The sequence below is a fragment of the Arthrobacter oryzae genome (genome assembly GCF_030812315.1).
Taxonomy (GTDB): Bacteria; Actinomycetota; Actinomycetes; order Actinomycetales; family Micrococcaceae; genus Arthrobacter; species Arthrobacter oryzae_B.
This window is the reverse complement of record NZ_JAUSSM010000016.1, coordinates 44695-70147: the sequence shown is the minus strand read 5'-3', so window position 1 is coordinate 70147 and position 25453 is coordinate 44695. Positions and strand designations below refer to the sequence as shown.

Annotated in this window: 27 protein-coding genes; 11 read left to right on the top strand and 16 right to left on the bottom strand. The window is 65.5% G+C overall.

What is annotated here, in order from left to right; all coding sequences use genetic code 11:
• Window positions 1-143: 143 nt before the first annotated feature.
• Together J2S97_RS21715 and J2S97_RS21710 are read right to left on the bottom strand one after the other, a co-directional pair.
• Complete coding sequence (locus J2S97_RS21715; RefSeq protein WP_307052005.1) at window positions 144-398, bottom strand: hypothetical protein; 255 nt, start codon at window positions 396-398, stop codon at window positions 144-146.
• A gap of 131 nt (window positions 399-529) precedes the next feature.
• Window positions 530-760, bottom strand: coding sequence for a hypothetical protein (locus tag J2S97_RS21710; RefSeq protein WP_307052004.1), 231 nt, complete (start codon window positions 758-760; stop codon window positions 530-532).
• A gap of 456 nt (window positions 761-1216) precedes the next feature.
• On the opposite strand from J2S97_RS21710, the gene J2S97_RS21705 reads away from it, so the two are divergent.
• The 4 genes from J2S97_RS21705 (at window position 1217) to J2S97_RS21690 (ending at window position 4324) form a co-directional block, all read left to right on the top strand.
• Window positions 1217-3310 carry a S8 family serine peptidase gene (locus J2S97_RS21705; RefSeq protein ID WP_307052003.1) on the top strand — a complete coding sequence of 698 codons (2094 nt, stop codon included), beginning with the start codon at window positions 1217-1219 and terminating at the stop codon, window positions 3308-3310.
• Window positions 3311-3341: 31 nt separating this feature from the next.
• Window positions 3342-3584 carry a hypothetical protein gene (locus J2S97_RS21700; protein WP_307052002.1) on the top strand — a complete coding sequence of 81 codons (243 nt, stop codon included), beginning with the start codon at window positions 3342-3344 and terminating at the stop codon, window positions 3582-3584.
• A complete protein-coding gene (locus tag J2S97_RS21695) occupies window positions 3500-3997 on the top strand; it encodes a CPBP family intramembrane glutamic endopeptidase (protein WP_307052001.1) in 498 nt (165 codons plus the stop codon). The genes J2S97_RS21700 and J2S97_RS21695 overlap by 85 nt, the downstream gene beginning before the upstream one ends.
• A 120-nt stretch (window positions 3998-4117) precedes the next feature.
• Window positions 4118-4324, top strand: coding sequence for a hypothetical protein (locus J2S97_RS21690; RefSeq protein ID WP_214951118.1), 207 nt, complete (start codon window positions 4118-4120; stop codon window positions 4322-4324).
• Here the strand turns inward: J2S97_RS21690 and J2S97_RS21685 are convergent.
• From J2S97_RS21685 to J2S97_RS21670, 4 genes are all read right to left on the bottom strand, one after another.
• Window positions 4321-5304, bottom strand: a complete 984-nt coding sequence (locus tag J2S97_RS21685) for a CapA family protein (protein WP_307052000.1) — start codon at window positions 5302-5304, stop codon at window positions 4321-4323. The genes J2S97_RS21690 and J2S97_RS21685 overlap by 4 nt on opposite strands.
• Before the next feature lie 28 nt (window positions 5305-5332).
• Entirely contained in the window at window positions 5333-6583 is a 1251-nt protein-coding gene (locus J2S97_RS21680; RefSeq protein ID WP_307051999.1) for an ABC transporter permease, read from the bottom strand.
• Window positions 6584-6585: 2 nt separating this feature from the next.
• On the bottom strand, window positions 6586-7533 hold the full coding sequence (locus J2S97_RS21675) for an ABC transporter ATP-binding protein (RefSeq protein WP_307051998.1): 948 nt from the start codon (window positions 7531-7533) through the stop codon (window positions 6586-6588).
• 179 nt (window positions 7534-7712) lie between these two features.
• On the bottom strand, window positions 7713-7889 hold the full coding sequence (locus J2S97_RS21670; protein WP_307051997.1) for a CsbD family protein: 177 nt from the start codon (window positions 7887-7889) through the stop codon (window positions 7713-7715).
• 137 nt (window positions 7890-8026) lie between these two features.
• Here J2S97_RS21670 and J2S97_RS21665 point away from each other — a divergent pair, with 137 nt between their 5' ends.
• Window positions 8027-8431 (top strand): hypothetical protein, encoded by a 405-nt coding sequence (locus J2S97_RS21665; RefSeq protein WP_307051996.1) that lies wholly within the window; start codon window positions 8027-8029, stop codon window positions 8429-8431.
• 43 nt (window positions 8432-8474) lie between these two features.
• Here J2S97_RS21665 and J2S97_RS21660 read toward each other — a convergent pair whose 3' ends face one another.
• The 7 genes from J2S97_RS21660 to J2S97_RS21630 all read right to left on the bottom strand — a co-directional run bounded on the left by J2S97_RS21660 (window position 8475) and on the right by J2S97_RS21630 (window position 15658).
• Window positions 8475-9605: a Gfo/Idh/MocA family protein gene (locus J2S97_RS21660; protein ID WP_307051995.1), complete on the bottom strand. Its 1131-nt coding sequence runs from the start codon at window positions 9603-9605 to the stop codon at window positions 8475-8477.
• Window positions 9602-10390, bottom strand: a complete 789-nt coding sequence (locus tag J2S97_RS21655; RefSeq protein ID WP_307051994.1) for a ThuA domain-containing protein — start codon at window positions 10388-10390, stop codon at window positions 9602-9604. The genes J2S97_RS21660 and J2S97_RS21655 overlap by 4 nt, the downstream gene beginning before the upstream one ends.
• A gap of 46 nt (window positions 10391-10436) precedes the next feature.
• Window positions 10437-11189, bottom strand: a complete 753-nt coding sequence (locus tag J2S97_RS21650; protein WP_307052010.1) for a carbohydrate ABC transporter permease — start codon at window positions 11187-11189, stop codon at window positions 10437-10439.
• Between the two features lie 151 nt (window positions 11190-11340).
• A complete protein-coding gene (locus tag J2S97_RS21645) occupies window positions 11341-12351 on the bottom strand; it encodes a carbohydrate ABC transporter permease (RefSeq protein ID WP_373460630.1) in 1011 nt (336 codons plus the stop codon).
• A 10-nt stretch (window positions 12352-12361) separates the two neighbouring features.
• Window positions 12362-13594: a sugar ABC transporter substrate-binding protein gene (locus J2S97_RS21640; RefSeq protein ID WP_307051993.1), complete on the bottom strand. Its 1233-nt coding sequence runs from the start codon at window positions 13592-13594 to the stop codon at window positions 12362-12364.
• Between the two features lie 120 nt (window positions 13595-13714).
• Window positions 13715-14737 carry a LacI family DNA-binding transcriptional regulator gene (locus J2S97_RS21635; protein WP_307051992.1) on the bottom strand — a complete coding sequence of 341 codons (1023 nt, stop codon included), beginning with the start codon at window positions 14735-14737 and terminating at the stop codon, window positions 13715-13717.
• Window positions 14738-14914: 177 nt separating this feature from the next.
• A complete protein-coding gene (locus tag J2S97_RS21630) occupies window positions 14915-15658 on the bottom strand; it encodes a GAF and ANTAR domain-containing protein (RefSeq protein WP_307051991.1) in 744 nt (247 codons plus the stop codon).
• A 382-nt stretch (window positions 15659-16040) separates the two neighbouring features.
• On the opposite strand from J2S97_RS21630, the gene J2S97_RS21625 reads away from it, so the two are divergent.
• Window positions 16041-17402 (top strand): phosphoribosyltransferase, encoded by a 1362-nt coding sequence (locus J2S97_RS21625; protein ID WP_307051990.1) that lies wholly within the window; start codon window positions 16041-16043, stop codon window positions 17400-17402.
• On the opposite strand, the gene J2S97_RS21620 is transcribed toward J2S97_RS21625, so the two are convergent.
• Entirely contained in the window at window positions 17399-18436 is a 1038-nt protein-coding gene (locus J2S97_RS21620; RefSeq protein WP_307051989.1) for a glycosyltransferase family 4 protein, read from the bottom strand. The two genes, J2S97_RS21625 and J2S97_RS21620, sit on opposite strands and share 4 nt — an antisense overlap.
• A 271-nt stretch (window positions 18437-18707) precedes the next feature.
• Between J2S97_RS21620 and J2S97_RS21615 the strand changes: the two genes are divergently transcribed.
• A complete protein-coding gene (locus J2S97_RS21615) occupies window positions 18708-20378 on the top strand; it encodes a GAF domain-containing sensor histidine kinase (RefSeq protein WP_307051988.1) in 1671 nt (556 codons plus the stop codon).
• Window positions 20379-20449: 71 nt separating this feature from the next.
• Here J2S97_RS21615 and J2S97_RS21610 read toward each other — a convergent pair whose 3' ends face one another.
• Window positions 20450-21088: a response regulator transcription factor gene (locus tag J2S97_RS21610; RefSeq protein ID WP_307052008.1), complete on the bottom strand. Its 639-nt coding sequence runs from the start codon at window positions 21086-21088 to the stop codon at window positions 20450-20452.
• Window positions 21088-21777, bottom strand: coding sequence for a hypothetical protein (locus tag J2S97_RS21605; protein WP_307051987.1), 690 nt, complete (start codon window positions 21775-21777; stop codon window positions 21088-21090). The genes J2S97_RS21610 and J2S97_RS21605 overlap by 1 nt, the downstream gene beginning before the upstream one ends.
• A gap of 201 nt (window positions 21778-21978) precedes the next feature.
• On the opposite strand from J2S97_RS21605, the gene J2S97_RS21600 reads away from it, so the two are divergent.
• From J2S97_RS21600 to J2S97_RS21585, 4 genes are all read left to right on the top strand, one after another.
• Window positions 21979-22296: a DUF3040 domain-containing protein gene (locus J2S97_RS21600; protein ID WP_307051986.1), complete on the top strand. Its 318-nt coding sequence runs from the start codon at window positions 21979-21981 to the stop codon at window positions 22294-22296.
• Between the two features lie 183 nt (window positions 22297-22479).
• Window positions 22480-23352 carry an NAD-dependent epimerase/dehydratase family protein gene (locus tag J2S97_RS21595; protein WP_307051985.1) on the top strand — a complete coding sequence of 291 codons (873 nt, stop codon included), beginning with the start codon at window positions 22480-22482 and terminating at the stop codon, window positions 23350-23352.
• Window positions 23353-23360: 8 nt separating this feature from the next.
• A complete protein-coding gene (locus J2S97_RS21590) occupies window positions 23361-24392 on the top strand; it encodes an aldo/keto reductase (RefSeq protein ID WP_307051984.1) in 1032 nt (343 codons plus the stop codon).
• Entirely contained in the window at window positions 24340-25416 is a 1077-nt protein-coding gene (locus tag J2S97_RS21585; RefSeq protein WP_307051983.1) for an NYN domain-containing protein, read from the top strand. Before J2S97_RS21590 ends, J2S97_RS21585 begins: the two co-directional genes overlap by 53 nt.
• The last annotated feature ends 37 nt before the right edge of the window (window positions 25417-25453 follow it).

The following is a 25453-nucleotide window of genomic DNA, read 5'->3' as shown; positions in this document are numbered from 1 at the left end:
GCCGCCCCCCCCCCCCCCCCGCAGCCCCCCCCCCAACCACCCCCGCCCCCAAAACCCCCCCCCCCCCCCCGGGGGGGGCCCCCGCCGGGCCCCCCCCCCCCCCCCCCGCCCCTCTCCTGTGCTTGAGGACCTGCGGGTCCTGTTTAGTCGCTGGAGCTGGGTTCCGTGGTGAGGCCCCGGTCGTCTCCGGTTTCACGGTCCTGCTCCTCGGCTGGCCCCGGGGGGTTGGTGCCGTCATCCTCCGGAGAACCGTTCCCGGCGGGGCGGGCATCAACGGGGCCGGGTCCGGCGTGGCGGCCGGAGGCCTGGTCCGCCGGCTTGTCCTTCGGCAGGGGGCTCGATCCGTCCTCGACTCCGTCGCTCACAATGTCTTCGGGCTCGTTATGTTCCGTGCTCATGGACTGCTCCTGATCTTGCGGTGTCGGATCTGTCCGGCCTGCTCTAAGCGCCGGCCCGTACTAGGCGGACTTACCGTTCCAAGCTACAGCCGGGGCGTAGGTGCGTACAGGCAGGTGGCCGCGGCGTGTCCCTACGCCATCGAGGCCCATTGGCGCAGTTCCCGGGTTTCGCCGTAGGGCACGTCGCGGCTCACGGCCACCGTGTAGGTGGAGAACCCGGTCTGCGTGACCAGCACGCCGTGGCGGCGTTCCTGCATGGCGTGCCGGAGGGCAATGTCGACGGCACTGTTGAGGTCGTTTTCGATGGTTGCGGGATCGTGGGCAATGATCTCGAGGAGGATGTCGGAGTGGTGCTTGATCATGGCGTGCTCTCTTTCGCGGTGAAGGGGCAGGAGTATCTGAGGGTGGTTTTGGTGAGGGCTGTTTCCGGTAGGGAAAATTGGGTAGGGCAAAGAAATGCCGGCTAAGGCTGAAGGTGGTTCGAAGGTGCCCGGCATTCTGTGATGGGGCGTGGCCGGCGCGTTGCGTCCGGCGGAGGGATCGGGAACGTTTGCCGTTCCTGCGGATCCATCCTTAGTGTGGCGGACCGCCGGGCCGTAAGGCAATCATTTGGATGGAACTTCTTGTGTGCTCTGCGTCACAGTGCCTCGTTCCGCGTGCCATTGACCGCCTAGGGTGCCGAGCGTAGGCTGACGCTCACCTTCCGGGGCCGTCGCTCGGCGGGGGCCCAGGTCTCCTTCTAGAGCTCACCCGGCCGCCGGGTGCCGAGCCAGTTTGCGGCGGCCTATTCTTGGCGGATCGCCTGGAGGCACAATTCCATGTCTGAAATCACCATCAACGGCATCACCATTGATCCGATCAAACAGAACCGTGCCCTGCGTGATGCCGGGCTGGTTGCCGAGGACGCCTCGGAGTCGGACCATATCCTCATCCAGACCGCCGAACCGCTGACAGCGGAACAGCGCGCGGAACTTGCGGGCATCGACGTCGAGATGCAGGAATACGTCTCGGACAATACCTACCTCGCCGCGTTCCCGCCGGAAGACCTGAACCGGGTGCGTGCGCTGCCGTTCGTGAGCTGGGCTGACGTCTACTCCCGCGTGTTCAAGATTCCCCCGCCCCTGCTGTCCCGCAACGCGGACACCGGCAACGTCCGGTCGCTGGCGGACCACGAACCGCATCCGGACCGCCGGCTGCAACGCGTGGATCTGCTCCTGCACCCTGGCATCGAGGCGGGCGCGGATTTGGTCGCACGCGTAGCCGCGGCAGCCCGGGTGGAGCCGGACGCGGTGGCGGTGACACCGGGCAAGCTGCGCATCACCACTTCGGTGGGCCAGCTGCCCGAGCTGGCGAAAATCGATGAGATCCGCGAGATCCACCCGGTGCGCGACCGCCAGCTGTTCAACAACGTGGCCCGGGAAATCCTGAATGCCCAGGTCCAGCTCAACGGGACAACGTACCGCGGCGACGGCGAAGTGGTGGCGGTGGCGGACACCGGCTTCGATACCGGCGACGCCGCCAATCCGCATCCGGCGTTCACCGGACGGGTCCAGGCGCTCTACGCCCTGGGACGGACGGCGCCGGCGAAGGCTGACGATCCGCACGGCCACGGCACCCACGTCGCAGGCTCCGTGCTGGGCAGTGGAAACTCGGCCACCATGGGCGGAGACATCGAGGGAACGGCGCCCGAGGCACAGCTGATCCTGCAGAGCGTTCTCGACGCCAACGGCGGCCTGGGCGGCATCCCCGTTAACCTCAATGACCTCTTCCAAACGACGTATGACGACGGCGCCCGCGTGCACACGAACTCCTGGGGCGTCCCCGGACTCAACCTTCCGTACGACGCCAGCTCGCGTGAGATCGACGAATTCATCTGGAACCACCCGGACCAGGTGATCTGCTTCGCGGCCGGGAACGACGGCATGGACGGCAACAGCGACGGCACGGTGGACTCGAACTCCATCGGCTCCCAGTCCGCCGCCAAGAACTGCATCACCGTGGGCGCCAGTGAAAGCCTCCGCAAGGAGTTCGCGCCGTCCTACGGCACCTACTGGCCGGGAGACTTTCCCGCGAATCCCGTGAAACGGGACAAACAGGCGAACAACCCGGATGGCATGGTCGCCTTCTCCAGCCGCGGGCCCACCAAGGAGGGCCGCATCAAGCCCGACGTCGTAGCGCCGGGAACAAGCATCCTGTCCGCGCTCTCACGGAACGCCCCGATGGGCAACACCTTCGGCACGTCCACGGACCCGCTGTTCTTTTTCGATTCCGGCACCTCCATGGCAACCCCGCTGGTTGCCGGCTGCGCCGCCGTGCTGCGGGAGACCCTGGTGAAAAATGGCCTTGCCGCGCCAACCGCTGCACTGGTCAAAGCCCTCCTGATCAACGGCGCGGACGTGCTGCCCGGCCAATACAACCCCAGCGAAGCCGGGGAATCGCCGAACGGAAACTCCGGCTGGGGCAGGGTGAACCTCGCCCGGTCCGTGGTCCTCCCCGGGCAGCCCGGCAACTCGGGCCTGGGCGAAGGGGGCCCGCTGGAACAGGGACAGGAGGACTCCATCACCATCGACATCCCCGAGGAGGTCCCCAAGGCCGCTGCCAAAGCAAAGCGGCACCGTGGCCCGGCCGGCGACCCGGAACCCGCCGCGGCCGGGGCCACGCTCAAGATCACCCTAGTGTGGTCCGACCCGCCTGGCCCGCAGCTCCAGAACGACCTCGACCTCATAGCGCTCGCCGCCGACGGCAGCGAACGCCACGGAAATTCCGGCACAACCGCCGGCTTCGACCACCGGAACAACGTGGAACAGGTCCTGTGGACCGCCATGCCGCCGGGCCCGGCCAAAATCGTGGTCAGGGCCTTCCGGATCACCCAGTTCCCGCAGCCCTACGCCTACGTCTGGCGGCTGTCCTAACATTGATGTAAAGCCTGAACCGAGGCACCCCATGAGCGTTGAACCCGCTGCACCGGCTCCCGCCGGAAGCATCCGTTCCCGTATCGCGGCGCACCCCGTCGCCGCGTTCCTGGTCCTAGCCATCCCGCTGGCATGGCTCGCGCAGTTCCTTGCCATCCTGTTGCTGCAGGACGTCACCCCGGACTCCTGGTGGAACTGGTCGTCCTGCTCGGAGTCGCGGTCCTCGTCACGGCGGCAGCGGAAGGCCGCGCCGGGGTTGGCCAGCGGCGGCTGATGGACCGGAAGGGCGTCCTCGCAGGCTCACTGCTGACCGCCATTCCCTTTGCCCTGATCCATTTGCCCCAGGCCTTTGCCGAGCGCGGGTTCGCGGCCACGCCTTGGGCGGACGTTGCGCTCTCGTGGGGAGTCCTCTTCGGCTTCGCCCTCGTGGCACGCTACCTGTTGGGCATGGCGTATGTCGCAACGGGCGGAAGCATCCTCATCCTGGGACTCCTGCACGGGTCGATGAATGCGTCCCAAAGCATGGACACAGTGGACTGGTGGCAGTTCATCCCGGCGGTGGTGGTGCTGACGGCGGCGGTCGCGGCATTCACCGCAGTCCGGTCCCGGACCACCGGCCAGGGCAGCAGCGGACATGCCCTGCGCCGGCGGCGAATCCGGCCGGTCTGGCCAGCAACCCTTAGCTGAGGCTTCCGCTGGCCAGGCTGCCGTCTGCTGGGCTTCCGCCCACTGGCAGGTGCGGATAATCTGGAGGAGCCAGGATGCTGCCAGAACAGCACCCCAGTTCCTGGCCAAGAGAGGCACCACATGTCAGAGAAGCTGCATCTCACCCCGGAAGACGAGTTTCCGGAGGATCTCTCCACGGTCGGGGACAAGGACCTCCAAGTCCTCGACAGCCAGGTCCAGCGCCAACTCGATTACGAGTATGTGGCCGAGGGCGAACCGAATCCCGAAACGGAATTCAGGCACTACGACCTCGATGAGGAATTCAGCGAGCGGGACAAACGGGACTAACTGCCCACCGGTATTTCCAGTGTGGTCGTTTCGGCGGACCATCCACTCCATGTTCCCAGCTCGGCGCAAAGCCCCTGCATCCGTGTAGCGATCCGTTGCGAGCTTTTCCCGGCCAGCCGCGCCTGGAAACCGGCGATGACGGTCGGATGGAGCCGCAGCCGGACGGGAACGCCTCCGGAGGTCTCCACGCAAAAGATGAAGGACTGGTCGTTGCGCTCCTCGGTGTCCACGGCATAGTCGTCGATGAAGTCTCCGGCGCTGTGGATGATGGGCCGGCCGCGGTGGATCTCCACTCCGCGGAAGATGTGCGCCGAGTGCCCGAACACAACGTCGGCTCCGGCGTCGACCAGCGCCTTGCCCAGGTGGCGGTGCCCCGGCGGCACGTCGGCACCCCAGTTGCCGCCCCAGTGCGCCGAAACCACCATCAGGTCCACGCGGGCCTTGGTGCGGCGTACCAGCGCCAGCAGGTCCCGGGCCCGTGGATCGTCACGGGCATTCCCGTCCGCCGGGACGTAATAGACCCCGGGCCGACGCGGCCCGGCCTCCCAGTCCGGCTGGTTGTCCGTGAAGGCAATGAATCCGACGGCGGTTCGACCCGCCCGCCTGACCGCGGGCCGGCGCGCTGTGTCCTGGTCCGGCCCTGCCCCGGCGTGTAGGATCCCGTTGCTGTCCAGCGCGGGCAGGGTCTCCCGGAAGGCATCGGTCCCGTAGTCCAGCACGTGGTTGTTGGCGAGGGAGACGGCGTCGATGCCGGCCGCCGTCAGGACGGCTACGTTCCGGGCGTCCGAACGGAAATGGAACACCTTTCCCGGTTGCGGGGTGCCGCCGTCGGCCAGTACGCACTCGAGGTTGGCGAACCTGAGGTCCGCCTGCGCCAGGACGGGAAGCGTGTCGCCCCAGGGGAACGCAGGCGTTGCCGACTTGAGCCGCTGGTTCACCAGCCGGCCCAGCATCACATCGCCCAGCAACACCAAGCGCATGTTGCGCCTCCGGTCCTCCGAAGTTCGCCTACGGCCGCGCAGGGCCGGCGACGGCGTGCCGTGACCCCGCTTTGAGGGCGGTCCTGATGCGGACCTTTGAGGTGTAGGAGATCGAGCCGTACTGGAACAGGCGCACGGCCACACGGAGCATCACTGCGGCCCCGACGTAGAGGATGACGATCACCAACGCGGCCTCAAAGTTGCCCAGTGAGCCGAAAGCGTTCCGCAGCAAAGCCGTGACCGGCGCGGAGAACGGAAAGTAGGTGAACACCTGCACGATCGTCGAATGCGGCTCGGAGACCACCAGGCTGACTGAATAGAAGGGAATGAAAATCAAGGCGATCATCACGCCCATGAAATTACCTGCCTCCTTCGCTGTGGGCATCACGGCGCCGATGGCCACCAGGGTGGTGGTGAACAGGGCGAAGCCGCCCACGAGGATCAGGAAGCCGACGCTCATGCGCGCGGGGTCGAAGAGCAGCTGGGACGCCTCGAACTCGGGGATGCTCAGGGCGTCACGGTAGAAGAGCGCGCCGATCAGGACGGGGGAAGCGAAAACGGCCACCTGCACAATGCCCACCATGAACAGCGCCAGCACCTTGCCGGTGATGAGGGTGGTGGGTTTCAGCGTGGTCAGGATCATTTCGGTGACCCGGTTCTCCTTTTCCTCCAGCGTGGAATTCAGCATCTGTCCGGCGAGGAGCACCACGAGTCCGTAGAAGGCCACCAGGAAGGCAAGCGGCGGAATCACGGAGTTCATGCCCCCGGCCACGTCGGCGCCCTGGTACGTGACGGTTTCCACCTGCACAGTCCCGCCCGCCAGGCTGGAGAGCTGCGGCGAGCCGATCCTCAAGGCAACGGCGTGGGCGAGCATGGCCTGGGCGACGGCGGCGTACTTGCCGTTCTCGAACACACCCTTGTCCGTCCCGTAAACCCGCACTGCCGTCTTCTCGGGATGTGCCGGAAACTCAAAGAAGGCATCGACGGCGCCGGACTGGACGTCCCGGATCCCGGCGTCGGACGACGCCGCGGCAATGGCACCGAACGCGGCGGCATCGGCAGGGGTGATCAGGCCGGAGGCATCCACGTAGGAGATGCTGAACTGGGCGTTCTTCTGGGCCTCGGCGGCTGTGCTGGTGCTCGTGTTGCTAAGGAAGATCATCCCGAACACGATGGCCATGATGACGGGCACGGACAGTGTTCCGATCCAGAACCGCGCCTTGGTGACCGTGCGGACGAACTCGAACCTGATCACCGTGCCCAGATTGTGCTGCGCCACGTCTAAGCCCCCGCCCTTAGGCCCACGCCGGCGGCGACTGGCGACGGCGGTGTGTTCTGCTCGCCGTAGACGCGGATGAAGATGTCCTCCAGCGAGATCTTGGTGGTGGTGAAACTGCGGATCACCACGCCGGCGTCCATGAGTTCCCGTAGGATGGACGCTTCATCGGTGTCATCAGAGATGGACAGCTCGGCATAGTTGGTTTCCTTCAGCGTTACCTCATAGTGGGGTGAAGCCGGAATGGATCCTGAGTGCCGGAGGCGGACAACCCTTCCGCCGTACTTGTTCTGGACTTCATCGATGGTGCCGTAGGCCTCGGACGTGCCGTCCTTCAGAAGGATAATGCGGTCACAGAGCCGCTCCACCTCCTCCATCTGGTGGGTCACCATGACCACTGTGGCGCCGTCGTTCTTCTGCTCCGCGATGATATCCATCAGCAGCCGGCGGTTCACCGGGTCGAAACCCTTGGTTGGTTCGTCCAGGATGAGGAGCTCGGGACGGTTCATGATGGTTACGCCGAGCTGGACCTTCTGCTGCTCGCCGCTGGAGAGCTTGTCCACCTGGGTGGAGGCCTTGCCGGCCAAGTCCACGCGGTCCAGGTACGCCAGCGACCACTGCCGCGCGGCGTGCCGGTCCAGTCCCTTGAGCCGGCCGAAGTAGGTCATGACATCAATGACCTTTTCCTTCTTGTACAGCCCTCGTTCCTCGGGAAGGTAGCCCAGCCGGCCGCCGTCCTCCGGTTTGAAGGGGCGCCCGTTAACGTGCAGGATCCCTGCCGTGGGCTCGTAGAGACCCAGCAGTGCGCGGATGGTGGTGGTCTTTCCTGAGCCGTTGCTGCCCAGGAATCCGAAGGTCTCGCCTTTCCGGACGTCGAAGGATAGGTTGCGGACCACGGTGGTGTCCGCGAAGTCCATCCGGAAGCCGCTGATGTGGACCACTGCCTCGTCCATGGCCGTCGCCGCCTGTGCCGATCAATTGCCTGCCCGTGTCTGTTTCCCCCCGGGGCGGGCTGCCATGTGACCAGACTGGCCGCCGATGCTCCAAGGCGGAAGGGGCGAAGGTCCCGGCCGGCGGGCATAAAAAATGGCCGGGCCGCGGAAGTCTCCGCGGCCCGGCCATCCGGTAACGACTACTTGTCGTTGATGGTGTCCTTGACGTCCTCGGCGGCGTGCTTCGCGTCGGCCGTGCCCTGATCAATCTTGCCCTCGGTCTCGAGCTTGCCGTTGCCAGTCAGTTTGCCGAAAGCTTCCTTGGCCTCGCCGATTGCTTTCTCGGTCGCGTTCTTGATCTTGTCGCCCAAACCCATGTTTGTTTCCTCAATCAGTTGATCAGTCGCAGGAAGGCGGATGCCGACCGTTGCCCCTCCACCCTAGGTGCAACCGGCTTCGCTATTTTCCATGCGACTTTTCGGGTCCGCATCGGGCGTACGGGAACGGTAGCATCATGACCATGCCCGGAGTTCTCGACATTGCTGGCCCCATCCTCGAAGTGCTGACGTGGATTTGCCTGCCTGCCGGTCTCATACTGCTGGTGGCCGTCGGGACGATGCGGCGGTTCGAGGATCAGTGGACCCAGTCGGAGGGCGTGGTCTACTCCGACGAGACAGGAGTGGGTTTCCGCTGGTTCGACCACCACTACCAGGTCCATAATGCACCGATGTCGCCGCATGACATCCGGCACATGGCCCCGGGGGACGCCGTCACCATTCATTACGCGGTGAAGACGCCCACCCGCTGGCAGACCAGTGCGCCGGAGGTTCGAGGGGAGGCGGCCGGAGTCCTTGGCTGGATCCTGACCGGCATCGGGGCGGCGGCCATGGTTGCCGGCTTCCTGTTGCCGATGTTCTAGGATCCGGACGCCCAGGACGCGAACGGCCTAGGACGCGGACTTCCTAACGCGCGGACAGGGCGGTCCGGGCGGAAGGCCAGGACTTGAGGACCTCCAGCGCGCCGGGATCGCGCTCTTCCAGGATGGCCTGCCGGTAGGACTCCTCCAGCAGGGCATCGACGGAAACCCTGGTTCCGGTGGAGGCGCTGAGCACGGCGGCCTCCACCATCACCAGGCTCATGATGTTGCGGTGGACCTGTCCCATCGGGGTGCTCCCGGTGCGGAGCGCTGCCACGAAGTCCCGCAGTGAGCCGGCGATTTCCTGACCGGGATCCTGGCCGCCGGCTGTCCCGGTGGCTCCAGTTGATTCCGCCGTTTCCACTGTCGGATCGTTGTCGCCGTCCCACAGCACGGTGCCGTGTTCGCCGCTGATCCGCCATGAAGCGTTCCAGGACGTCTCCTGTCCGGGGCTGCACCAGCTGCCGGTGAAAACGAATCTTTCGCCGCCCGTCATTTCGAAAATGGCGCTGGCCCCGGCATCCCCGCGGTACCAGCTCCACGACGGGTTGTACTCCTCGCAGAAGACCGAGACCGGGTCGGCGTCGAGCAGGAACCGGGCCATGTCGAACTGGTGGATGGCCATGTCCAGCAGGAGAGGGTGGTCCATGGCGTCGCGGAAGCCGCCGAAGTGCGGGGCCTTGAAGAATTCGGCCGAAACGATCCCGACGCTGCCCAGCGAGGCGGCCAGGCGCTTCGCCTCGAAAAGCTGCCGGTTGTAGCGGCGGGACTGGCTGACCATAAACAGCTGGCCGGACAGTTCCGCGGCGGCGGCAAGGGACAGGCCCTGCACCACGGTGGAGGCCACGGGCTTTTCGCCGAGGACCGGCAGGCCGGCGGACAGCGCCTCCGTGGTCACCGGGTGGTGCGCCGCAGGGACGGTGACGTTGATGACGGCCCGGGCTCCGACGTCGGCCGCCAGCGCTGCGGTGACGGTCCCGACCGGAAGGTCCGGGCGCCCGATGGCGGCGGCTGCCGCGCGGGCGGCATCAAGGTCAAGGTCCACGATGCCGGCCAGTTCCACCTCCGGTGACTGTTCGACCGTGTTCAGCCAGGCGCGGCCCATGCCGCCGGCACCGACGACGACGACGCGCAGCGGAGTTCCGTCGTCGGGAATGGTGGCGAAGGGGGTGCTCACGCGGTGGCCCCCTGGTAGCTCTTGCCGTTGAAGAAATCGTTCGTTTCGTAGCGCAGCAGTTCGGGATAGGCACGCTCGGGGCGGTCGGTGACGGCCCACTCGACGGCGTTCGCGATGACCCGGCGGACGTCCTTGTGGTGGTACACGGGGTAGTCCTGGTCGCCCGGGCTGAAGAAGAAGATCTTGCCGTGGCCACGGCGGAATGTGCAGCCGGAGCGGAAGACTTCGCCGCCGCTGAAGGAACTGATGAACACGAGTTCCTCGGGGGTGGGGATGTCGAAGAATTCGCCGTACATTTCCTGCTGGTCGATCACGATGGGGTGCGGCACGCCCTTGGCGATCGGGTGGGTGGGGTCCACGGTCCAGACAAGTTCGCGGTCCTGCTCGGAACGCCAGCGCAGGGTGCAGGACGTGCCCATGAGCTTGGTGAAGATCTTGGACCAGTGTCCGGAGTGCAGCACGATCAGGCCCATGCCGGCCAGAACATGGCCGTGCACCCGCTCCACGATTTCGTCGTCCACGTCGCCGTGGGACATGTGCCCCCACCAGGTCAGGACGTCGGTATTGGCCAGGACTTCCTCGGTGAGGCCGTGCTCGGGCTCGTCCAGCGTGGCGGTGCGGACGCTGACCTTGCTGCCGAGATTTTCTTCGATGCCTGCCTTGACGGCGCCGTGCATGCCGTCGGGATAGAGGCGGGCCACGAGTTCGTCGCGCTTTTCGTGCCGGTTCTCGCTCCAGACGGTGACGCGGACAGTGCCGTTTTGCGGGGTTGCTTGCGGTGTCATGGTTGCTCCTAGAAAGAAGTGGGTGGTTGGAAAGTTGAGGGATTAGCTACTTAACCGCGCCGCCGGTCGTGCCCGCGGCGATGTACTTCTGGGCAGCCACCAGCAGGACGATGGCCGGAATGGAGGCGAGCACCGCAGTCGCCATGACCGAACTCCAGTCGTTCACGTACGCGCCGATGTACTGGAAAATGCCCAGGGTCACGGGCCGGACGGCCTCGGTGGTGGTGAGCGTCAGGGCGAACAGGAAGTCGCTCCAGGCGAACAGGAACGTGAACAGCCCGGCGGTGATGAGCGAGTTCCGGCTCAGCGGCAGAACGATGGACCAGAACGCCCGGATGTGCCCGGCGCCGTCCACCCTGGCCGCCTCGATCACCGAGGCAGGCATGCCGTTCATGAACGCCCGGATGATCAGGATCGCGAACGGGATGCCGTGCGCCGAGTCGGCCAGGATCAGCCCTGGGATGGAGTTGAGCAGGCCGAGGTCGTTGTAGGCGGTGTAGAGGGCGTTGGCCACCACGATGCCGGGAATCATCTGGCTGATCAGGATCGCGAACAGCACGATGCCGGCGCCGCGGACCTTGAAGTAGGCCAAGGCATACGCTGCCGGAGCGGCGATGGCCAGGCTCAGCGCCACGCTGCCGAGCGAAATGACCAGGCTGGTGCCCAGGTTGCCGCCCTGTTCACTGATGGCGGTGGCGTAGCCGGTGAAGTCCGGTTTCAGCGGCAGCCAGGACGTTTCCAGCGTGGTGCCGTTGGGCTGCAGCGAGGCGTTGACCATCCAGTAGACCGGGAACAGCATGATGGCCAGGAAGAAGATGGCCAGCGCTGTGGAACCCCAGTTCTGGCGGTCCGGGGCGGGCCCGGAACCGCGACCGGTCCCCTTGCGTCCGCCGCGGCCGGTGCGGGTGAGGCCCGTGCGGGAGGTGATTGTCGTCGTCGTCATGGTTTCCTCACTCGTCCACGGCTCGCCGGCTGGCGCGGAGGTACAGGACCGCGAACACCAGCGAAATGATCACCAGGATGTTGCCCAGCGCGGCGCCCTCGCCGAACTTGAATTCCTGGAAGGAGAGCGCATAGGACTGCGTCGCGATGGTCTGGGTAGAGTTGGCGGGGCCGCCGTTGGTCAGGCCCAGGATGATGTCCAGGACCTTGAGCGTGTACACAACGCCGAGCACCAGGACCACGCTCACCACCGGCCGGAGCATGGGCCAGGTGATGTGCCGGAATGCCTTCCATCCCGTGGCGCCGTCCAGGGAGCCGGCTTCATACAGCTCGTCGGGGATTTCCTGCAGGCCGCCGTAGAGGATGGTCAGGTTGAACGGGATGCCGATCCAGATGTTGACCCCGACGACGGCGATGAGCGCCAGCGACGTGCTGGTCAGCCACGGCACCCCGGTGTCCACGATGTTCAGGTCGCCCAGGAACCGGTTCAGCGCGCCGCTGTCCTTGTCCAGGATCCAGCGCCACACAGCGCTGGAGACAATCAGCGGCAGCAGCCAGGGGAGAAGGAGCAAACTCCGGAGGATCCCGTTGAGCGGGAACTTCCGCTGGAAGAAGATGGCCAGCGCAAGCCCGATCACGAACTGGCCCAGAATGGACCCAACCGTGAACAGCGCGGTGTTGAGCAGGGACGTGGAGAACAACGACGACGACAGGACCGTCACGTAGTTGGCAAGCCCCACCCACGGGGCTTCGCCGGTGAAGAACGTGGCCGTGGTGTAGTCCTGGAAGCTCATGACGACGTTCTTGACCACGGGGTAGCCGAAGAACAATGCCATGTAGACGACGGCGGGGACAAGGAACAGCCACTGGAAGAGGCGCTCCCGCCGCTGGCGGCTGCGGCGCCGCGGCGCGGGAACGGTGTCCAGTGTCCCGCCGCCGGCCTTCCCCCCGCCCGGCATTCCTTTGGCCGCGTTTTCGTGGGGTGGCGGCGCCTGCGAGAGATCAGTGGTCAGTGACATGGCCCGGTGCCTACTGTCCCTGCGCTTGCTTCAGGGCTTCGGACGGGGACGCCTTGCCCGTGAGCGCGGTCTGGATGGCGGTGTAGATCTTGGTTGCCTGCGCGGGCCATTCCTCGCCGAGCTGTCCGGTGCGGGCGCGTGCCGTCTTCACGAGTTCGGTGAAGGTGGCGAGTTTGGGGTTTTCCTCGGCGAACTTGGCAGCCAGGGTGGTCTTGGAGGGGATGGTGTTCCGGACCTTGGCCATGGCCAGCTGGTTTTCGTCGCTGTTCAGGCAGGAGACCACCTCTGCGGCCTTGGCCTGGCGGGCTTTGTTCCCGGTCTGCGGAACGGTCCAGACTTCTCCTCCGAGCGGGGCAACAGCTGTCTGGCTGGCTTCCCGGACCGGGATCTTCACCACGCCGTACTGCAGCGAGGCCTGCTTGTCGAGGGAGGGGATCTGCCACGGACCGTTGACCATCATGGCGGCTTTGCCCGCCAGGAACTGGTCCTTGACGTCGGCCTGCGTCCAGTTCAGGGCCGATGAGGACACCGAACCGTCCTTCACCAGGTCGGTCCAGAGCTTCAGGGCCTGTGCCGTTTCCTCGGTGTCGATGTTCTTTTCGTCGCCGCCATTGGACCACATGACCGGCAGGAACTGCCAGGTGCCTTCATAGGTGGGGTTGGCGTTGAAGGCCAGCCCGTACTGGTCCCCGGACGTCAGCTTCGCGGCCGCCGCTTCCAGTTCGTCCCACGTGGCGGGCGGGGTGACGCCGGCCTTCGCCAGGATGTCCTTGTTGTAGAACAGGGCGATGGTGTTGACGGTGGGGGCCAGCCCGTACACCTTGTCCTTGTAGGTGCCCGCGCTGAGGACGCCGGGGGCGAAGTCCGCGGTACTGATGTCGAAATCAGCCAAGGGAGCCAACGCGCCGGTGGCCGCAATCTGCTGCAGGTCCGGGTTGTCCAGCATCAGGACGTCGGGCAGGGTCTTGGAGGAGGACTGCTGGAGGACCTTGGAGATCAGCGATTTGCCGGGCACTGTCTCCCGTTTGATGGTGACGCCCGCCTTGGTGCCGCAGGCGTTGAGGGCGTCGCCAATGAAGCCCTTGTCCGGTTCGTTGTTGTAGTAATCCATGACGGCGATCTCCGAAACTGACTCCGTGGAAGATGAGGCGGTGGTGCCGCACCCGGAGAGCAGGACCGGCAGTCCCACGAGGGCGGTGACGGCCACGGCAAGGGGCCGGTTTTTCCTGATTGCTGACTTCATTGTCTGTTCCTTGTGTTGTAGGTTTGCGAATAGTTCGAATCATCGATGCGTATCGACGATGATCAAAAAAGAAAAGATGATCAAAAAAGAAAACTGGTCAAGAGCGGGCAGGGCGGGTGGCTAGGCGCCGCGGGGTGGGCGGAGCGTGCTGGATCGGTGCGTGATCACCGTGGGAACCAACTCCAGGGATTCGTGTGGTCCCTGGGAGTCGGCTTCGAGGAGCTGGCAGATGATCTTCACTGCGCGGCGGGAAACTTCCGCCGGCCGCAGGTCGATGGTGGTAAGCGGGATGGGCTGGAGGTCGGCAAGCGTCGGGGAGGCGCTGCCGATGACGGACACGTCCACTCCCGGAGTGAGGCCGCGGCTGGACAGGACCCGGCGCAGAAGGTCCTGGACCGTGCCGTCCGGTGCGATGAAGGCCGGGCTTCCCGTGGTTTTGGCCAGGGCCTTGTCCACGGAATCGGCAATGACGTCCCGGTCAGTGCCTCCCGGCAGGTGCAGCACTGTCACTCCGAGTTCACCTGCGGCCTTATCGGTCCCGCGCATGAAACGGTCCACGTAGTTCACATGGCGGTCCACTACCTCGGGCTGCCAATCGATCACGGAAACCACGGAGTGCCCGGCTGCTGCCAGGTCCCGCACGCACTGATCGCCGGCCATTTCGAAGTCCGCATCGATGCAGACCAGGCCTGTTGGATCCCGGGGTATTCCGATGAGCACCACCGGTACGTTCAGGCTGCGGACCACGGGAAGGCGTTCGTCGTTGCCCTCCACCTGCATGAGGATGAGCCCGTCGCAGATCTGTTGGCCCACCACCCGCCGGAGCCCCGGGGCGCCCTCGTCCTCCGTGACCAGCAGAATGTCGTGATCGTGCTGGCGGGCGGTGTTGGCGATCACGGAAACAAACTCCATGATCGACGCCATATGAAGCTCGGGGATAAACGGAATGACCAGGCCGATGACGCGGGTCTTGCGGCTGGCCAGCGCCCGGGCGCCGGCATTGGGCTGGTAGGTCAGCTGCTCAATTGCCGCTTCGACCTTTTTTCGGGTCTTCTCCGAGATGGGCCGCTTGCCGCTCAGGACGTAGGAGACGGTGCTTTGGGCAACGCCGGCCGCTTCCGCGACGTCTTTGCTGGTTGGCACGCTTCCCACCTCCTGTGCGTCGGGCCTTCTGGCGCAGGCCCTCTGGTTGGGGCTTGGCTAACTCGTTGTCGATACGCATCGTCGATGCGCATCGAGAAAAAGTATGGCATGCATCACACTCGGGCGCAACGTTGTTTTTGGCGAGATGGGGCCGGCAACCAAGGAAGCCGCGTCCGATTACAGCTCGAAATGCGTCCTCGCCGGCCCGTGACCCAGGGAATCGACGATGGCAGTGGCCACACCGTGAAGCTTGACGTTCCTGGCGCTTGAGGCGGCCTTGAGCAGCTCGAATGCCTCCTCCTGGCTGCACCGGTTCTGGGCCATGATGATGCCGATGGCAACGTCGATGGCGGTGCGGGATTCCAGCGTTGCCTTCAGGTTTGCCGCGGTCTCGCTGAAGTGGGCGAACCGCACGGCCAGCCGGAGGGCCATTGACGTCTGGCTGACAAAGTCCTCGGCAAGCTCCATAACCTTGCCCTCGAACCGGCCAGGCCGGTGCGAATAGAGGTTTAGCGCCGCCCGGGTGTTACCGTCGAGCCGGAACGGTACGGCGAGGATGGACCGGACCCCGTGGCCCAGGACAGTGTCCGAGTACTTGGGCCAGCGGTCATGGTCTTCAAGGTCCCTGATGTGGACAGTTTCCTGGTCGCGGGAGGCGGTCATGCACGGGCCGTCACCGAAGGCGTACTGGATTTCATCCATGGCGTGCGCTTCCGCGCTGCTGCTGGCCACCGTCGCTGCTTTCTTGTGCCGGAGCAGCGTGACCCCGCACAGGACGGCATCCCCCGGTTCGGAAAGGCTGCGCGCGGATACGCGTGCGAGCTCGTGAAGGAATTCGCCTACATCTGAGCTGTTCAACACCATTTCGTGCAGGTGCTGGCTGATTGACGTTCCGGTGTCTGCGGTCGACTCGCTGGCCACGATGTTCTTGCTGCCATTTCGTTCAGGTCAAAACGAGCCGGCGGCGCGGCAATCCACCCCGAAAGTTTGAATCGCGGGGAAGCACGCAGAGAAGCCGGATCGTAGAACTATCCAACGGCTCTCTGCTAAACCGTACCGGGAAAGTATATACATCCCTTGCCGGAGTCCGGACGCGCGACAAAAGGGCGCCGACGGCCTGGTGAGCGGTGGCAGCCATGCCTTCCGTGCCCGCCGAATCCGGGCCGAAAGGCCCTCGCTACCGGCCCCCGCCTGCCGGATAGTGGGAGAAGGGCGGCCGCCGAAGTCCTTGCCCGCACACCTGCCTACCGATGGATTGCCCGGACGCGGACAGCGGCCAATGTCACACTGCGAACGGCTGGCGATGAGCATTTTCGAGGACAGGATTGAAGCGGGACGACGTCTGGGACAGCGCCTCGAATACCTTCGCGGCCAGAACATCGTGATCCTCGGGCTGCCCCGGGGCGGCGTTCCGGTGGCTTTCGAGGTCGCCGCGGCGCTGGATGCACCACTGGACGTTATCGTGGTGCGGAAATTGGGTGTGCCGTTCCAGCCTGAGCTGGCCATGGGAGCCATCGGTGAAGGCGGCGCACAAGTGCTGGACAAGCACATCATCTCCCACGTCCGGGTAGCGGAAGGCGAAATCGTCGCGGTTGAGGAGCGGGAGCGCGCCGTGCTTGAGTCGCGGGTGGAACGCTTCCGGAAGGGACGGACCCGCATTGACCTGAGGGGCCGCACCGCCGTGATTGTCGACGACGGAATCGCCACCGGTTCCACGGCGCGCGTGGCGTGCCTGATTGCCCGGCAGCTGGGCGCCGCCAAGGTGGTGCTCGCAGTTCCGGTGGCACCGGCAGACACGCTCTCGGACCTCAGGGAGGCGGACGAAATCGTGTGCCTGGCCACGCCCCGGCACTTCACCGCCGTCGGCTACCACTACCGCGACTTTTCTCCCACGGGCGACGACGAAGTGGTGCTGCTGCTCGACGCTGCAGCCAGGCGGCTGCACAGCGCCCAGTCCGCCGCGAACGGGAATGGCGTCGATGAGGACGTGGAGATCGACGTGGGGACGGTGCAGCTCCAGGGGCATCTCTACCTGCCGGTGACGGCGGCGGCCGTGGTGGTTTTCGCGCATGGAAGCGGCAGCAGCAGGCACAGCCCCCGCAACCGATTTGTGGCCTCGTTCCTGCAACGGGCGGGCCTTGGGACACTGCTCCTGGACCTGCTTACGCCCGCCGAGGAACTCCACCGTGCCAATGTATTCGACATCGAATTGCTTGCCCGCCGGCTCACAGGGGCAACAAAGTGGCTCGCCGACCGGCCGGAAACCGCCCGCAGCCGTGTGGGGTACTTCGGTGCAAGCACAGGCGCCGGTGCCGCGCTGTGGGCGGCGGCGGAACCCGGGGTGCGGATTGAGGCCGTGGTTTCGCGGGGAGGCCGTCCGGACCTCGCTGGCAAGATGCTCACCAATGTCCACGCCCCCACGCTCCTGATCGTGGGCGGCGCCGACCGCGAGGTGCTGGAACTCAACCATTGGGCCCAGTCCCTCATGCGCTGTCCCAACCAGCTGTCGGTGGTGCCGGGAGCCACGCACCTGTTCGAGGAACCCGGAACACTGTCCGAGGCCGCGGCGCTGGCCAGGGACTGGTTCCTCCGCTACCTGGTGCCGGGCGGAAGCGGAGAAAGCGGAAGCGAAGGGATGGGGGGCGGCGCGGAGTCCGCCGTCTAGCGCCCCGACGGCGGCAGCCTTCCCTGCAACACTTCGCCGTATAGCGAGACATGGTCGGCCACCATGCGTCCGATGCTGAAGCGCAGCTCTGCAGCCTGACGGCATGCGCGCCGGTCCAGTGCGGACGCCAGGACCAGGGCTTCGGCCAGTTCCCGGACGGTGCCGCGGAGGTAGCCGGTGACGCCGTCGTCGACGATTTCAGGGGCCGCACCGGAACCCGTACCCACCACGGGAGTGCCGGTTGCCAGCGCTTCGATCATCACCAGGCCGAAGGGTTCCGGCCACTGGATCGGGTTGAGGAAGACGGCAGCGCCGCCCATCAGCTGGTATTTTTCCACTGCGGTCAGTTCACCAAGGAATTCGACGTCCGGCCCCAGAAGCGGGGCAACCTGGCTGTCGAAGTAGTCAGTTTCCTCCTGGCCTTCGACGCGGGCGGACATCAGCAGCCTGAATCCCGCCTCCCGCGCCACCAGAATGGCTTCCCTCGGGCCCTTGTCCGGACTCATCCGCCCGAGGAACGCGGCGTATCCGCCACGTCCGTCACCCACCGGAACGGCGTCCAGGTCGATGCCGTGGTGGATCACCCTGGCGATGCGGATGCCTCCGGCATCGGCAGCCTGTCGGTGCGAGATCGCCACCATGGACACATCAGGCCCCATGAGCCGGTACAGATCGCCAAGGCGCGAGCTGAACGGCCCGTGGTTGGTGGTGACCACGGGCAGGGCGGCGGGACGGTAGCGGAAAAAGGGGCCTGCCACTGTGTGGTCGTGCACCAGGTCCACGTCCGTCAAAGCGGCGTAGGCCCGGGCCACATGGTAGAGCTCGGCGGCGGACCAGGTGCCGGACATGCCGCTCGGCTTTGGCATGTCCGGTACGAGAGGAACCGGGCAGGTGCTTCCTGCCGGGGCTGCCAGCAGCACCTCGTGACCGACCGCAGCCAGTCCGCGGGCCAAACCGTCAACCACCACTTCGGTGCCGCCATAACGGGGCGGAGGCACTGGCAACCATGGCGGGGCGATCAGTCCGATGCGCACAACGGATCACCTCCTCACATCCAGGGGAGCCAAGATATTCCGCTGTTTTAGGTTCCCACCCGTGCTTGCGGGTTCCCAGTGCCTTTAGTCCCGCTTGGTTTCCCTTGAGCGGCTGTGTCCGGCTTGGTACTGTGTTGTCATCAGTCTGGGGTTGATTTATTGGAACTCGGTGAAGCAGTCCGCCGTGTGAGTCTCATTGCCGTGGGGAGACACGTGAGCCCGGACTTTCCCGTTTTCGACCCGTACAAATCCGCCTGCGTTCGATGGCGCCATGTGGCGTGAACCCATCCGAAGACGAACCGAGGACCTGCTCCGCGACTTCGTAGCCCGGGCCGACGAGCTCGTGCGAGCCCAAGACCAGATGCAGGGCCTGTTGGCCGCCGTTGTTTCGCTCACCGAGGACCTCAGCCTGGAAGCCGTCCTGGACAGAGTGGTCCAGTCCGCCTGCGAACTGGTGGGAGCGCGCTACGGCGCGCTTGGCGTGCTCGACGATGACCATCAACTGGGACATTTCATCACGGTGGGAATCGACGACGACGGCATCCGGCTGATCGGCGAGCTTCCCACCGGACGCGGCGTACTCGGGCACCTGATCAACGAGCCCGAAGCCCTGCGGCTGGACGACCTGGGGGCCCACGGGATGGCCAGCGGCTTCCCGCCGAACCATCCGGACATGAAGACCTTCCTCGGAGTGCCGGTCCGTGTCCGGGGCGCGGTGTTCGGGAACCTTTACCTGACAGAGAAGCTCGACGGCGGGCCGTTCACCGCGGAGGACCAGGAGCTGGCCTCGGCGCTGGCGTCGGCCGCGGGGGTCGCCATCGAGAATGCGCGGCTGTATGAAGACGCCCGGCGGCGGCAGCAGTGGCTTGAAGCGGGGCTTGAGGTCAGCGACCAGCTGAGTTCGGCGTTGTTTCCCGGCGAAACGGACAACCTGGATCTTGTGGCTGAGCGGGCATTGACCGTTTCGGACTCAATCCTGGCCGTGGTTGCCTATCCCGATGCCGACGGTACCCAGCGGTGCCGGACGATGGTGGGCGTCCAGTCCCTCCCCGCCGGTCAGGAACTGCCGGCGTCGAAGATCGTCGCCGAGGTCATGGACAGCGGAATGTCGGCGCTGGTCCGGGATCCCAGCGACGTGTTCGGATCCGGAACTGACGGGAAACTGGGTCCGCTGCTGGTGGCGGCCCTGGGGCGCAAGAGCAGTGAATGTGGCCTCCTGATCCTCGCGCGGCCCGCCGGAGCGGCGCTGTACCTCCAATCCGACATCCAGTCGAGCGCCGTATTCGGTTCCCGGGTGGGGCTGGCCCTGGGGCTGGTCCGGGCAAGGGAGCGCAGGGAAGAGCAGCTGCTGTCCACTGACCGCGACAGGATCGCCCGGGACCTGCACGACCTTGTGATCCAGCGGCTGTTCGGGGCGGGCTTGAGCATGCAGAGCCTGCGGCGGTACATCCCGGACCCCGTGGCCCAGGACCGCATCTCGGTGGTTACTGCGGAGCTGGACAGCACCATCCACGAGCTCAGGGACACCATCTACTCGATGCGGACCGGTCATGGGCAGAAGGAGCCGCTTACCGGGCTCATCATGCGGACCATCCACGAGGGGATCCGGAACTCCGAATTCTCACCCAAGGTTCAGCTGACCGGACCGGTGGACGAAGCTGTGCCCGACGCCGTCGTCGAGCAGCTCCTGCCGGTGCTGTCGGAGGGGCTGAGCAACGCCGTCCGGCACTCCGGTGCTGATGAAATCGACATCTCCCTGACGGCCAGGACAGACGGTGTGGAGCTCAGGATTGCGGACAACGGCTGCGGGTTCGAAAACCCCCTGCGCGTCAGCGGAATCGCCAACATGAAGCACCGGGCCGTGGCCCTGGGCGGTGAATGCTCGATCAAGAGCAGCCCGGGGCGCGGCACCCGCCTGACTTGGAGCGCCCCCTCCAAGTGACCGGGAATGCGCCGTGACCCGGGAAGGCGCCGGCGTGCTGACCCAAGGGGCGTGCTGCCCCGGGCAAGAGCCTAGCTGCGCAATTCGAAGCCCAGCTTCACCAGGATTCCGGCCACGTGCATCTTCACCGCGGCCCGGGCAAAGCGGGTTTCCTCGCTGATCTCGCGGTTGGTCAGGCCCTGGCCCATCAGGGCGAGGACCGTCAGCTCGTGCGAGCTCAGGCCGCTATTACTGCGCTCCGCCTGGGCCTGGTACAGGCCCTCCATGACTCTGCGTTTGGCCCCTGGCGCCAGCAAGGATTCCCCGGTGGCTACCCTGCGGATTCCCTCGATAAGGGCGGTTCCGGGCAGTTGCCGCAGCACATAGCCGGCCGCCCCGGCCAACACCGCACCGCCCAGGGCATGGTCGTCGTCGTAACTGCTGAGCAGCAGGCACCGGAGTGGCGCGTTGTCGGAGAGGATTTCCCGGCACACCTCGATGCCGGTACCCTCCGGCAGATGGGCTCCGATCACCACCAGATCGGGGTTCAGTGCCGGGATCCGTAGGCTTGCCTCGGCGGCCGAGCCACTCTCGCCGACCACCACGAAATGCGCCTCTTCCAGGAGCTCCCGGAGCCCCAGCCGGACGAGGGCATGGCTGTCGAGGATATACACCCGCGTTCCCCCAACAACGTTGTCCCCGTGTGCTGGGTCGGTGGCCACTGTGAGCATCACCCAGTCCTTGTTTCATGGGATCGGTAACGGCCCTGCCCGTGTGCGGGTTGCCGGCGGCTGTGGAAGGCGTAATACAACAGGTAGAGGCCAGCCACCAGCGGGACGAGGGCAGTGATGTAGTCCATGGCGCCGAAGGTCACCGTGGACTGGATGGCTAAGGACAGACCAAGGACGGCAAGCACCGCGGCCGGGATCAAGGGCCATTTCATCCGCTCCGGCGTGGCGGCCAGCGTGGCGAACGTCGCGGCGAGACCCAGGAACAGCACTGCCGCCACCGGTGTTCCGTCCAGCCCGGGCGGCAGGGCAACCACCAGGGCCAGCGTGAGCATCACGCCGCAGGGAATCAGCGCCCACCAGTTGTCCTGCTCCCGGAAGTAAACAGCCGCAAAGCCGGCGGCGATAAACAGGAAGAACAACCAGCCCGGCCAGTCGCCCGCTGATCCGGGCCACAGCTCGGTGGCAATGATGACCGCGGCCAGCCCCAGCAGGATAAAGCCCGGGATGGCGGTCCACCAATTGGCGCGGCTCCTGGAAAATACCGCCAGGAAGGCGGCGCCGGCCGTGCCAAAAATAAACGGCCACACCAGCGCTCCGGAATCGAGCACACCCAGCGACTCCAGCAACAGCAGGACGCCGGCCAGCAGCAGGACTCCTCCTGCGATGATGCTCGCCGTTGCGGCTTTCATGACGATGCTCCCGGGACGTGGCGCGCGGTGCTCACCGCGCTCATGAATTCAGGTTAGGGCTTGGACACCAAGCGGGATTAGGGCACAAAGTCACTGAACAAGGGAGGTCCAAAGCCACCGTCTTTCGTCCATGTCTTTTGGCTCTATTGACATAGCGGCAGAGTGGACGATCCTTAATATCAATCCAGTTCGGAGGTAACAATGCCGCTTTCTGAACATGAAAGGGACGTCCTCAGGCAGATCGAAGAGTCGCTTCTCGAGGATGATCCGAGATTCGCCGCGCGTATGGAAGGCCGGCCGCGTTTATTGATGCGCAGGATGGTCCTTGGTGCGGTTTGCGTGATCTGCGGCTTCCTCTTGGTGATCGCAGGTGCCGCCCTGCAGCTGCTGTATCTAGGCGTCTCCGGTTTCGCAGTGATGGTGGCCGGTGGTTACTACGCCTCCCTGGGCATGGGGTCGAGCAGGCTTCCGTTCGGACGCCCGAGCCTCGGCCTGCCAGGCCAGTCGCAGCACATCTAAGGGCCCACTTCGCCTGCTTCGGCCAGCTGAGGTCGCTGGCAGGCAGGGCCGCTCCTTCCTAGGACTCAGAGGACCAGCCAAAAGGGCTGCGCGCGTGCCGCAGCGCCCCTAGGGTGGGATGACGACAGCGGTGCCAGAGACCAAAGAGGCTCCGCTGCCGCCAACAACCCAGAGGAGTTCCTGATGAGAGTTGCTGTTACCGGAGGAAGCGGAAAGCTGGGCAGAAGCGTGGTCCGCAGGCTCGTTGCAGACGGCCACGACGTCCTGAACCTGGACCGATCGGGCACCAGGGGCCGCGGCTTCACCGAAGTGGACCTGCGCAACTACGGCCAGGTGCTGGACGTCATCCTTGGCCTCGATGACCGCCACCAGGGCTTCGACGCCGTAGTGCACCTGGGTGCCATTCCGGCACCCGGGCTTGCGCCGGACGCGGCCACCTTCGAGAACAACATGCTGGCCACTTACAACGTCTTCCAGGCCGCGCGTCGCGCCGGGATCAAGAAGATTGTCTACGCCTCCAGCGAGACGGTCCTGGGGTTGCCGTTCGACGTCGAGCCGCCCTACATCCCGGTGGATGAGGACTACCCGGCCCGGCCGGAGAGCACATATTCGCTCGTCAAACACCTGGAGGAGCAGATGGCCATCCAACTGACCCGCTGGGACCCGGAACTGAGCATTGTGGGACTGCGGTTCTCCAATGTCATGGACCCTGAGGACTACGAGGACTTTCCGTCCTTCGACTCTGACGCCACGCTGCGGAAGTGGAACCTGTGGGGCTACATCGACGGCCGCGACGGTGCCCAGGCCGTGGCGCGGGCGCTGGAGAACGGCCAGCCAGGGTTCGAGGCATTCATCATTGCCAACGAGGACACGGTCATGAGTCGGTCCAGCGCCAGCCTTGCCGCGGAAGTTTTTCCCGGCGTCAAGGTGACCAGGGAGCTTGGCGAACACGAGACCATGCTGTCCATCGACAAGGCCAAACGGCTCCTGGGCTACGCCCCCGAGCACAGCTGGCGCAGTTACCACCCGAACCGCACCACCCCCACCGAGGACTGAGGAGCACTATGGAATACCGCACACTAGGGAACAGCGGCGCCGTCGTATCCAACTACGCGCTGGGCACCATGACGTTCGGCGCTGAAGCCACTGAGGACACGTCCTTCGCCATCCTTGATGACTACTTTGCAGCTGGCGGCAACTTCATCGACACCGCGGACGTCTACAGCCAGGGTGTCTCGGAACAGATTATCGGCCGCTGGCTGGCCGCCCGTGCCGAGGTCCGGGACCGTGCCGTCCTGGCTACCAAGGGCCGATTCCCCATGGGCCAGGCCCCGAACGACGTCGGAACCTCCCGGCGGCACCTGACGCGTGCCCTGGACGATTCGCTGCGCCGCCTCGGCGTCGAACAGATTGACCTGTACCAGATGCACGCCTGGGATCCCATCACGCCGCTGGAGGAGACGCTGCGGTTCCTGCACGACTCGGTCAGCAGCGGCAAGATTGCCTACTACGGCTTCTCCAATTTCCTGGGCTGGCAGCTGACCAAGGCGGTGCACGTCGCCAAGGCCCACGGCTGGAGCGCACCGGTTACCCTGCAGCCGCAATACAGCCTGCTGGTCCGCGACATTGAATCGGAGATTGTTCCCGCCGCCCTGGACGCCGGCATCGGCCTGCTGCCGTGGTCGCCGCTTGGCGGCGGCTGGCTCTCCGGCAAGTACAAGCGCGACGAGGCGCCGGCAGGCGCCACCCGGCTCGGCGAGAATCCCAAACGCGGCATGGAAGCCTGGCAGGCCCGCAACGACAATCCGCGGACCTGGGAGGTCATCGGAACCGTGGAGAAGATCGCGGCAGACCACGGCGTGAGTGCCTCGCAGGTTGCGCTGGCCTGGCTGGCGGACCGCCCTGCTGTCACGTCCGTGATCCTCGGAGCCCGCACCACGGAGCAGCTGGCGGATAACCTTGCCGCGGCGGACCTGCAGCTGTCGGAGGACGAAACCAGGCGGCTGACCGACATCAGCCAGCCGCACGTGGGCGTGTACCCGTATGGTCCGATGGCACAGGAACAGCGCAGCCGGAAGATCGAGGGCGGCCGCTAAGCAGCACCGGGACCACTGCGGCGGAACCACTGAAACAGGGAGGCGGACGGCGGCACGTGACTGCCGCCGTCGGCCTCCCGTTCGCTGTCATTGCGCGTCCGGGCAAGATCGGCCGCGGCGGGGGATAGGATCTGCTTACTATTCGCTGGGGGAGGACGGTCACGTGGCTGGGTCGCAACGACGGAATGTGGCCATTTTCCTTGATATGGAAAATCTCTTTGGCGGGTACAGGAACGATGTCACCTCCGTGCCGCTGGCCAAGATCGTGCGTGATATCAAGGAGGCAGCCGGGAATAGCGGGCTGGGCGGTGACACGGCCATAGCGCGTGCCTACGCCAACTGGGCGCACCCCGAGATGACCGGATACCGGAGCCAGCTTCTGGCCAACAACATCGAACCCGTCCAGGTCTTTTCCTTCGGGAACAGCGCCAAGAACGCCGCCGACATCGAACTGGTGGTTGATGCCCTGGCAGTCGCCACGGACATGCCCTGGATAGAACTCTTCGTGATCGTCAGCGGCGACGGCGACTTCGTTCCGCTCATCCGCCGCCTGCACGCGCTCGGAAAGCGTTCGCTGGTGGCCACCACCTCGCAACCTAAAGCTGGCGTCGTCAATAAAGTGCTGCAATCCGTGGCGGACCACTTCCATGTCATCGACATCCCCGCGCCTCCGGCCGCACCCGTAGCAGCGGTTGTGATGAAGCCGACGACGACGGCGTCGGTGAAGGCACCGATCAAGGCGCCGGTCAAGGCGCCGACCAAGAAGAATCCAGCCGCCGACCAGCACACGCAACTCGAACTTTTCAAAGCAAGCGTCCACGCCTTCCTCAAGGACGATCCCACCCTTTGGGTGAACGGCCTGGTGAACGCGCCTCGCCTCGGCCAGATGCTGAGGGACCGCTGGCCCGATGTCACTTACCGGACCTTCGGTTACAAGACCCTGACGGCGTTTGCCGAAGAAGGCTGCGGGCTCAAGGTGACCAACACTCCGTCCGCGAGGCCGACAGCCGGCGCCAAGGCCTGAAGAACCACAAACGGGAGGCCGACGGCGGCACGTGACT

Excerpts from the sequence above, each read along its gene's own strand:
- J2S97_RS21595 (WP_307051985.1), top strand. The coding sequence starts at position 22,480 with ATGAGAGTTGCTGTTACCGGAGGAAGCGGAAAGCTGGGCAGAAGCGTG.
- J2S97_RS21615 (WP_307051988.1), top strand. The coding sequence starts at position 18,708 with ATGTGGCGTGAACCCATCCGAAGACGAACCGAGGACCTGCTCCGCGAC.
- J2S97_RS21710 (WP_307052004.1), bottom strand. The coding sequence starts at position 760 with ATGATCAAGCACCACTCCGACATCCTCCTCGAGATCATTGCCCACGAT.
- J2S97_RS21640 (WP_307051993.1), bottom strand. The coding sequence starts at position 13,594 with ATGAAGTCAGCAATCAGGAAAAACCGGCCCCTTGCCGTGGCCGTCACC.
- J2S97_RS21605 (WP_307051987.1), bottom strand. The coding sequence starts at position 21,777 with ATGAAAGCCGCAACGGCGAGCATCATCGCAGGAGGAGTCCTGCTGCTG.
- J2S97_RS21655 (WP_307051994.1), bottom strand. The coding sequence starts at position 10,390 with ATGACACCGCAAGCAACCCCGCAAAACGGCACTGTCCGCGTCACCGTC.
- J2S97_RS21705 (WP_307052003.1), top strand. The coding sequence starts at position 1,217 with ATGTCTGAAATCACCATCAACGGCATCACCATTGATCCGATCAAACAG.
- J2S97_RS21650 (WP_307052010.1), bottom strand. The coding sequence starts at position 11,189 with ATGCTGTTCCCGGTCTACTGGATGGTCAACGCCTCGCTGCAGCCCAAC.
- J2S97_RS21690 (WP_214951118.1), top strand. The coding sequence starts at position 4,118 with ATGTCAGAGAAGCTGCATCTCACCCCGGAAGACGAGTTTCCGGAGGAT.
- J2S97_RS21670 (WP_307051997.1), bottom strand. The coding sequence starts at position 7,889 with ATGGGTTTGGGCGACAAGATCAAGAACGCGACCGAGAAAGCAATCGGC.
- J2S97_RS21700 (WP_307052002.1), top strand. The coding sequence starts at position 3,342 with ATGAGCGTTGAACCCGCTGCACCGGCTCCCGCCGGAAGCATCCGTTCC.
- J2S97_RS21600 (WP_307051986.1), top strand. The coding sequence starts at position 21,979 with ATGCCGCTTTCTGAACATGAAAGGGACGTCCTCAGGCAGATCGAAGAG.
- J2S97_RS21645 (WP_373460630.1), bottom strand. The coding sequence starts at position 12,351 with ATGTCACTGACCACTGATCTCTCGCAGGCGCCGCCACCCCACGAAAAC.
- J2S97_RS21610 (WP_307052008.1), bottom strand. The coding sequence starts at position 21,088 with ATGCTCACAGTGGCCACCGACCCAGCACACGGGGACAACGTTGTTGGG.
- J2S97_RS21715 (WP_307052005.1), bottom strand. The coding sequence starts at position 398 with ATGAGCACGGAACATAACGAGCCCGAAGACATTGTGAGCGACGGAGTC.
- J2S97_RS21585 (WP_307051983.1), top strand. The coding sequence starts at position 24,340 with ATGGTCCGATGGCACAGGAACAGCGCAGCCGGAAGATCGAGGGCGGCC.
- J2S97_RS21685 (WP_307052000.1), bottom strand. The coding sequence starts at position 5,304 with ATGCGCTTGGTGTTGCTGGGCGATGTGATGCTGGGCCGGCTGGTGAAC.
- J2S97_RS21625 (WP_307051990.1), top strand. The coding sequence starts at position 16,041 with ATGAGCATTTTCGAGGACAGGATTGAAGCGGGACGACGTCTGGGACAG.
- J2S97_RS21665 (WP_307051996.1), top strand. The coding sequence starts at position 8,027 with ATGACCATGCCCGGAGTTCTCGACATTGCTGGCCCCATCCTCGAAGTG.
- J2S97_RS21590 (WP_307051984.1), top strand. The coding sequence starts at position 23,361 with ATGGAATACCGCACACTAGGGAACAGCGGCGCCGTCGTATCCAACTAC.
- J2S97_RS21675 (WP_307051998.1), bottom strand. The coding sequence starts at position 7,533 with ATGGACGAGGCAGTGGTCCACATCAGCGGCTTCCGGATGGACTTCGCG.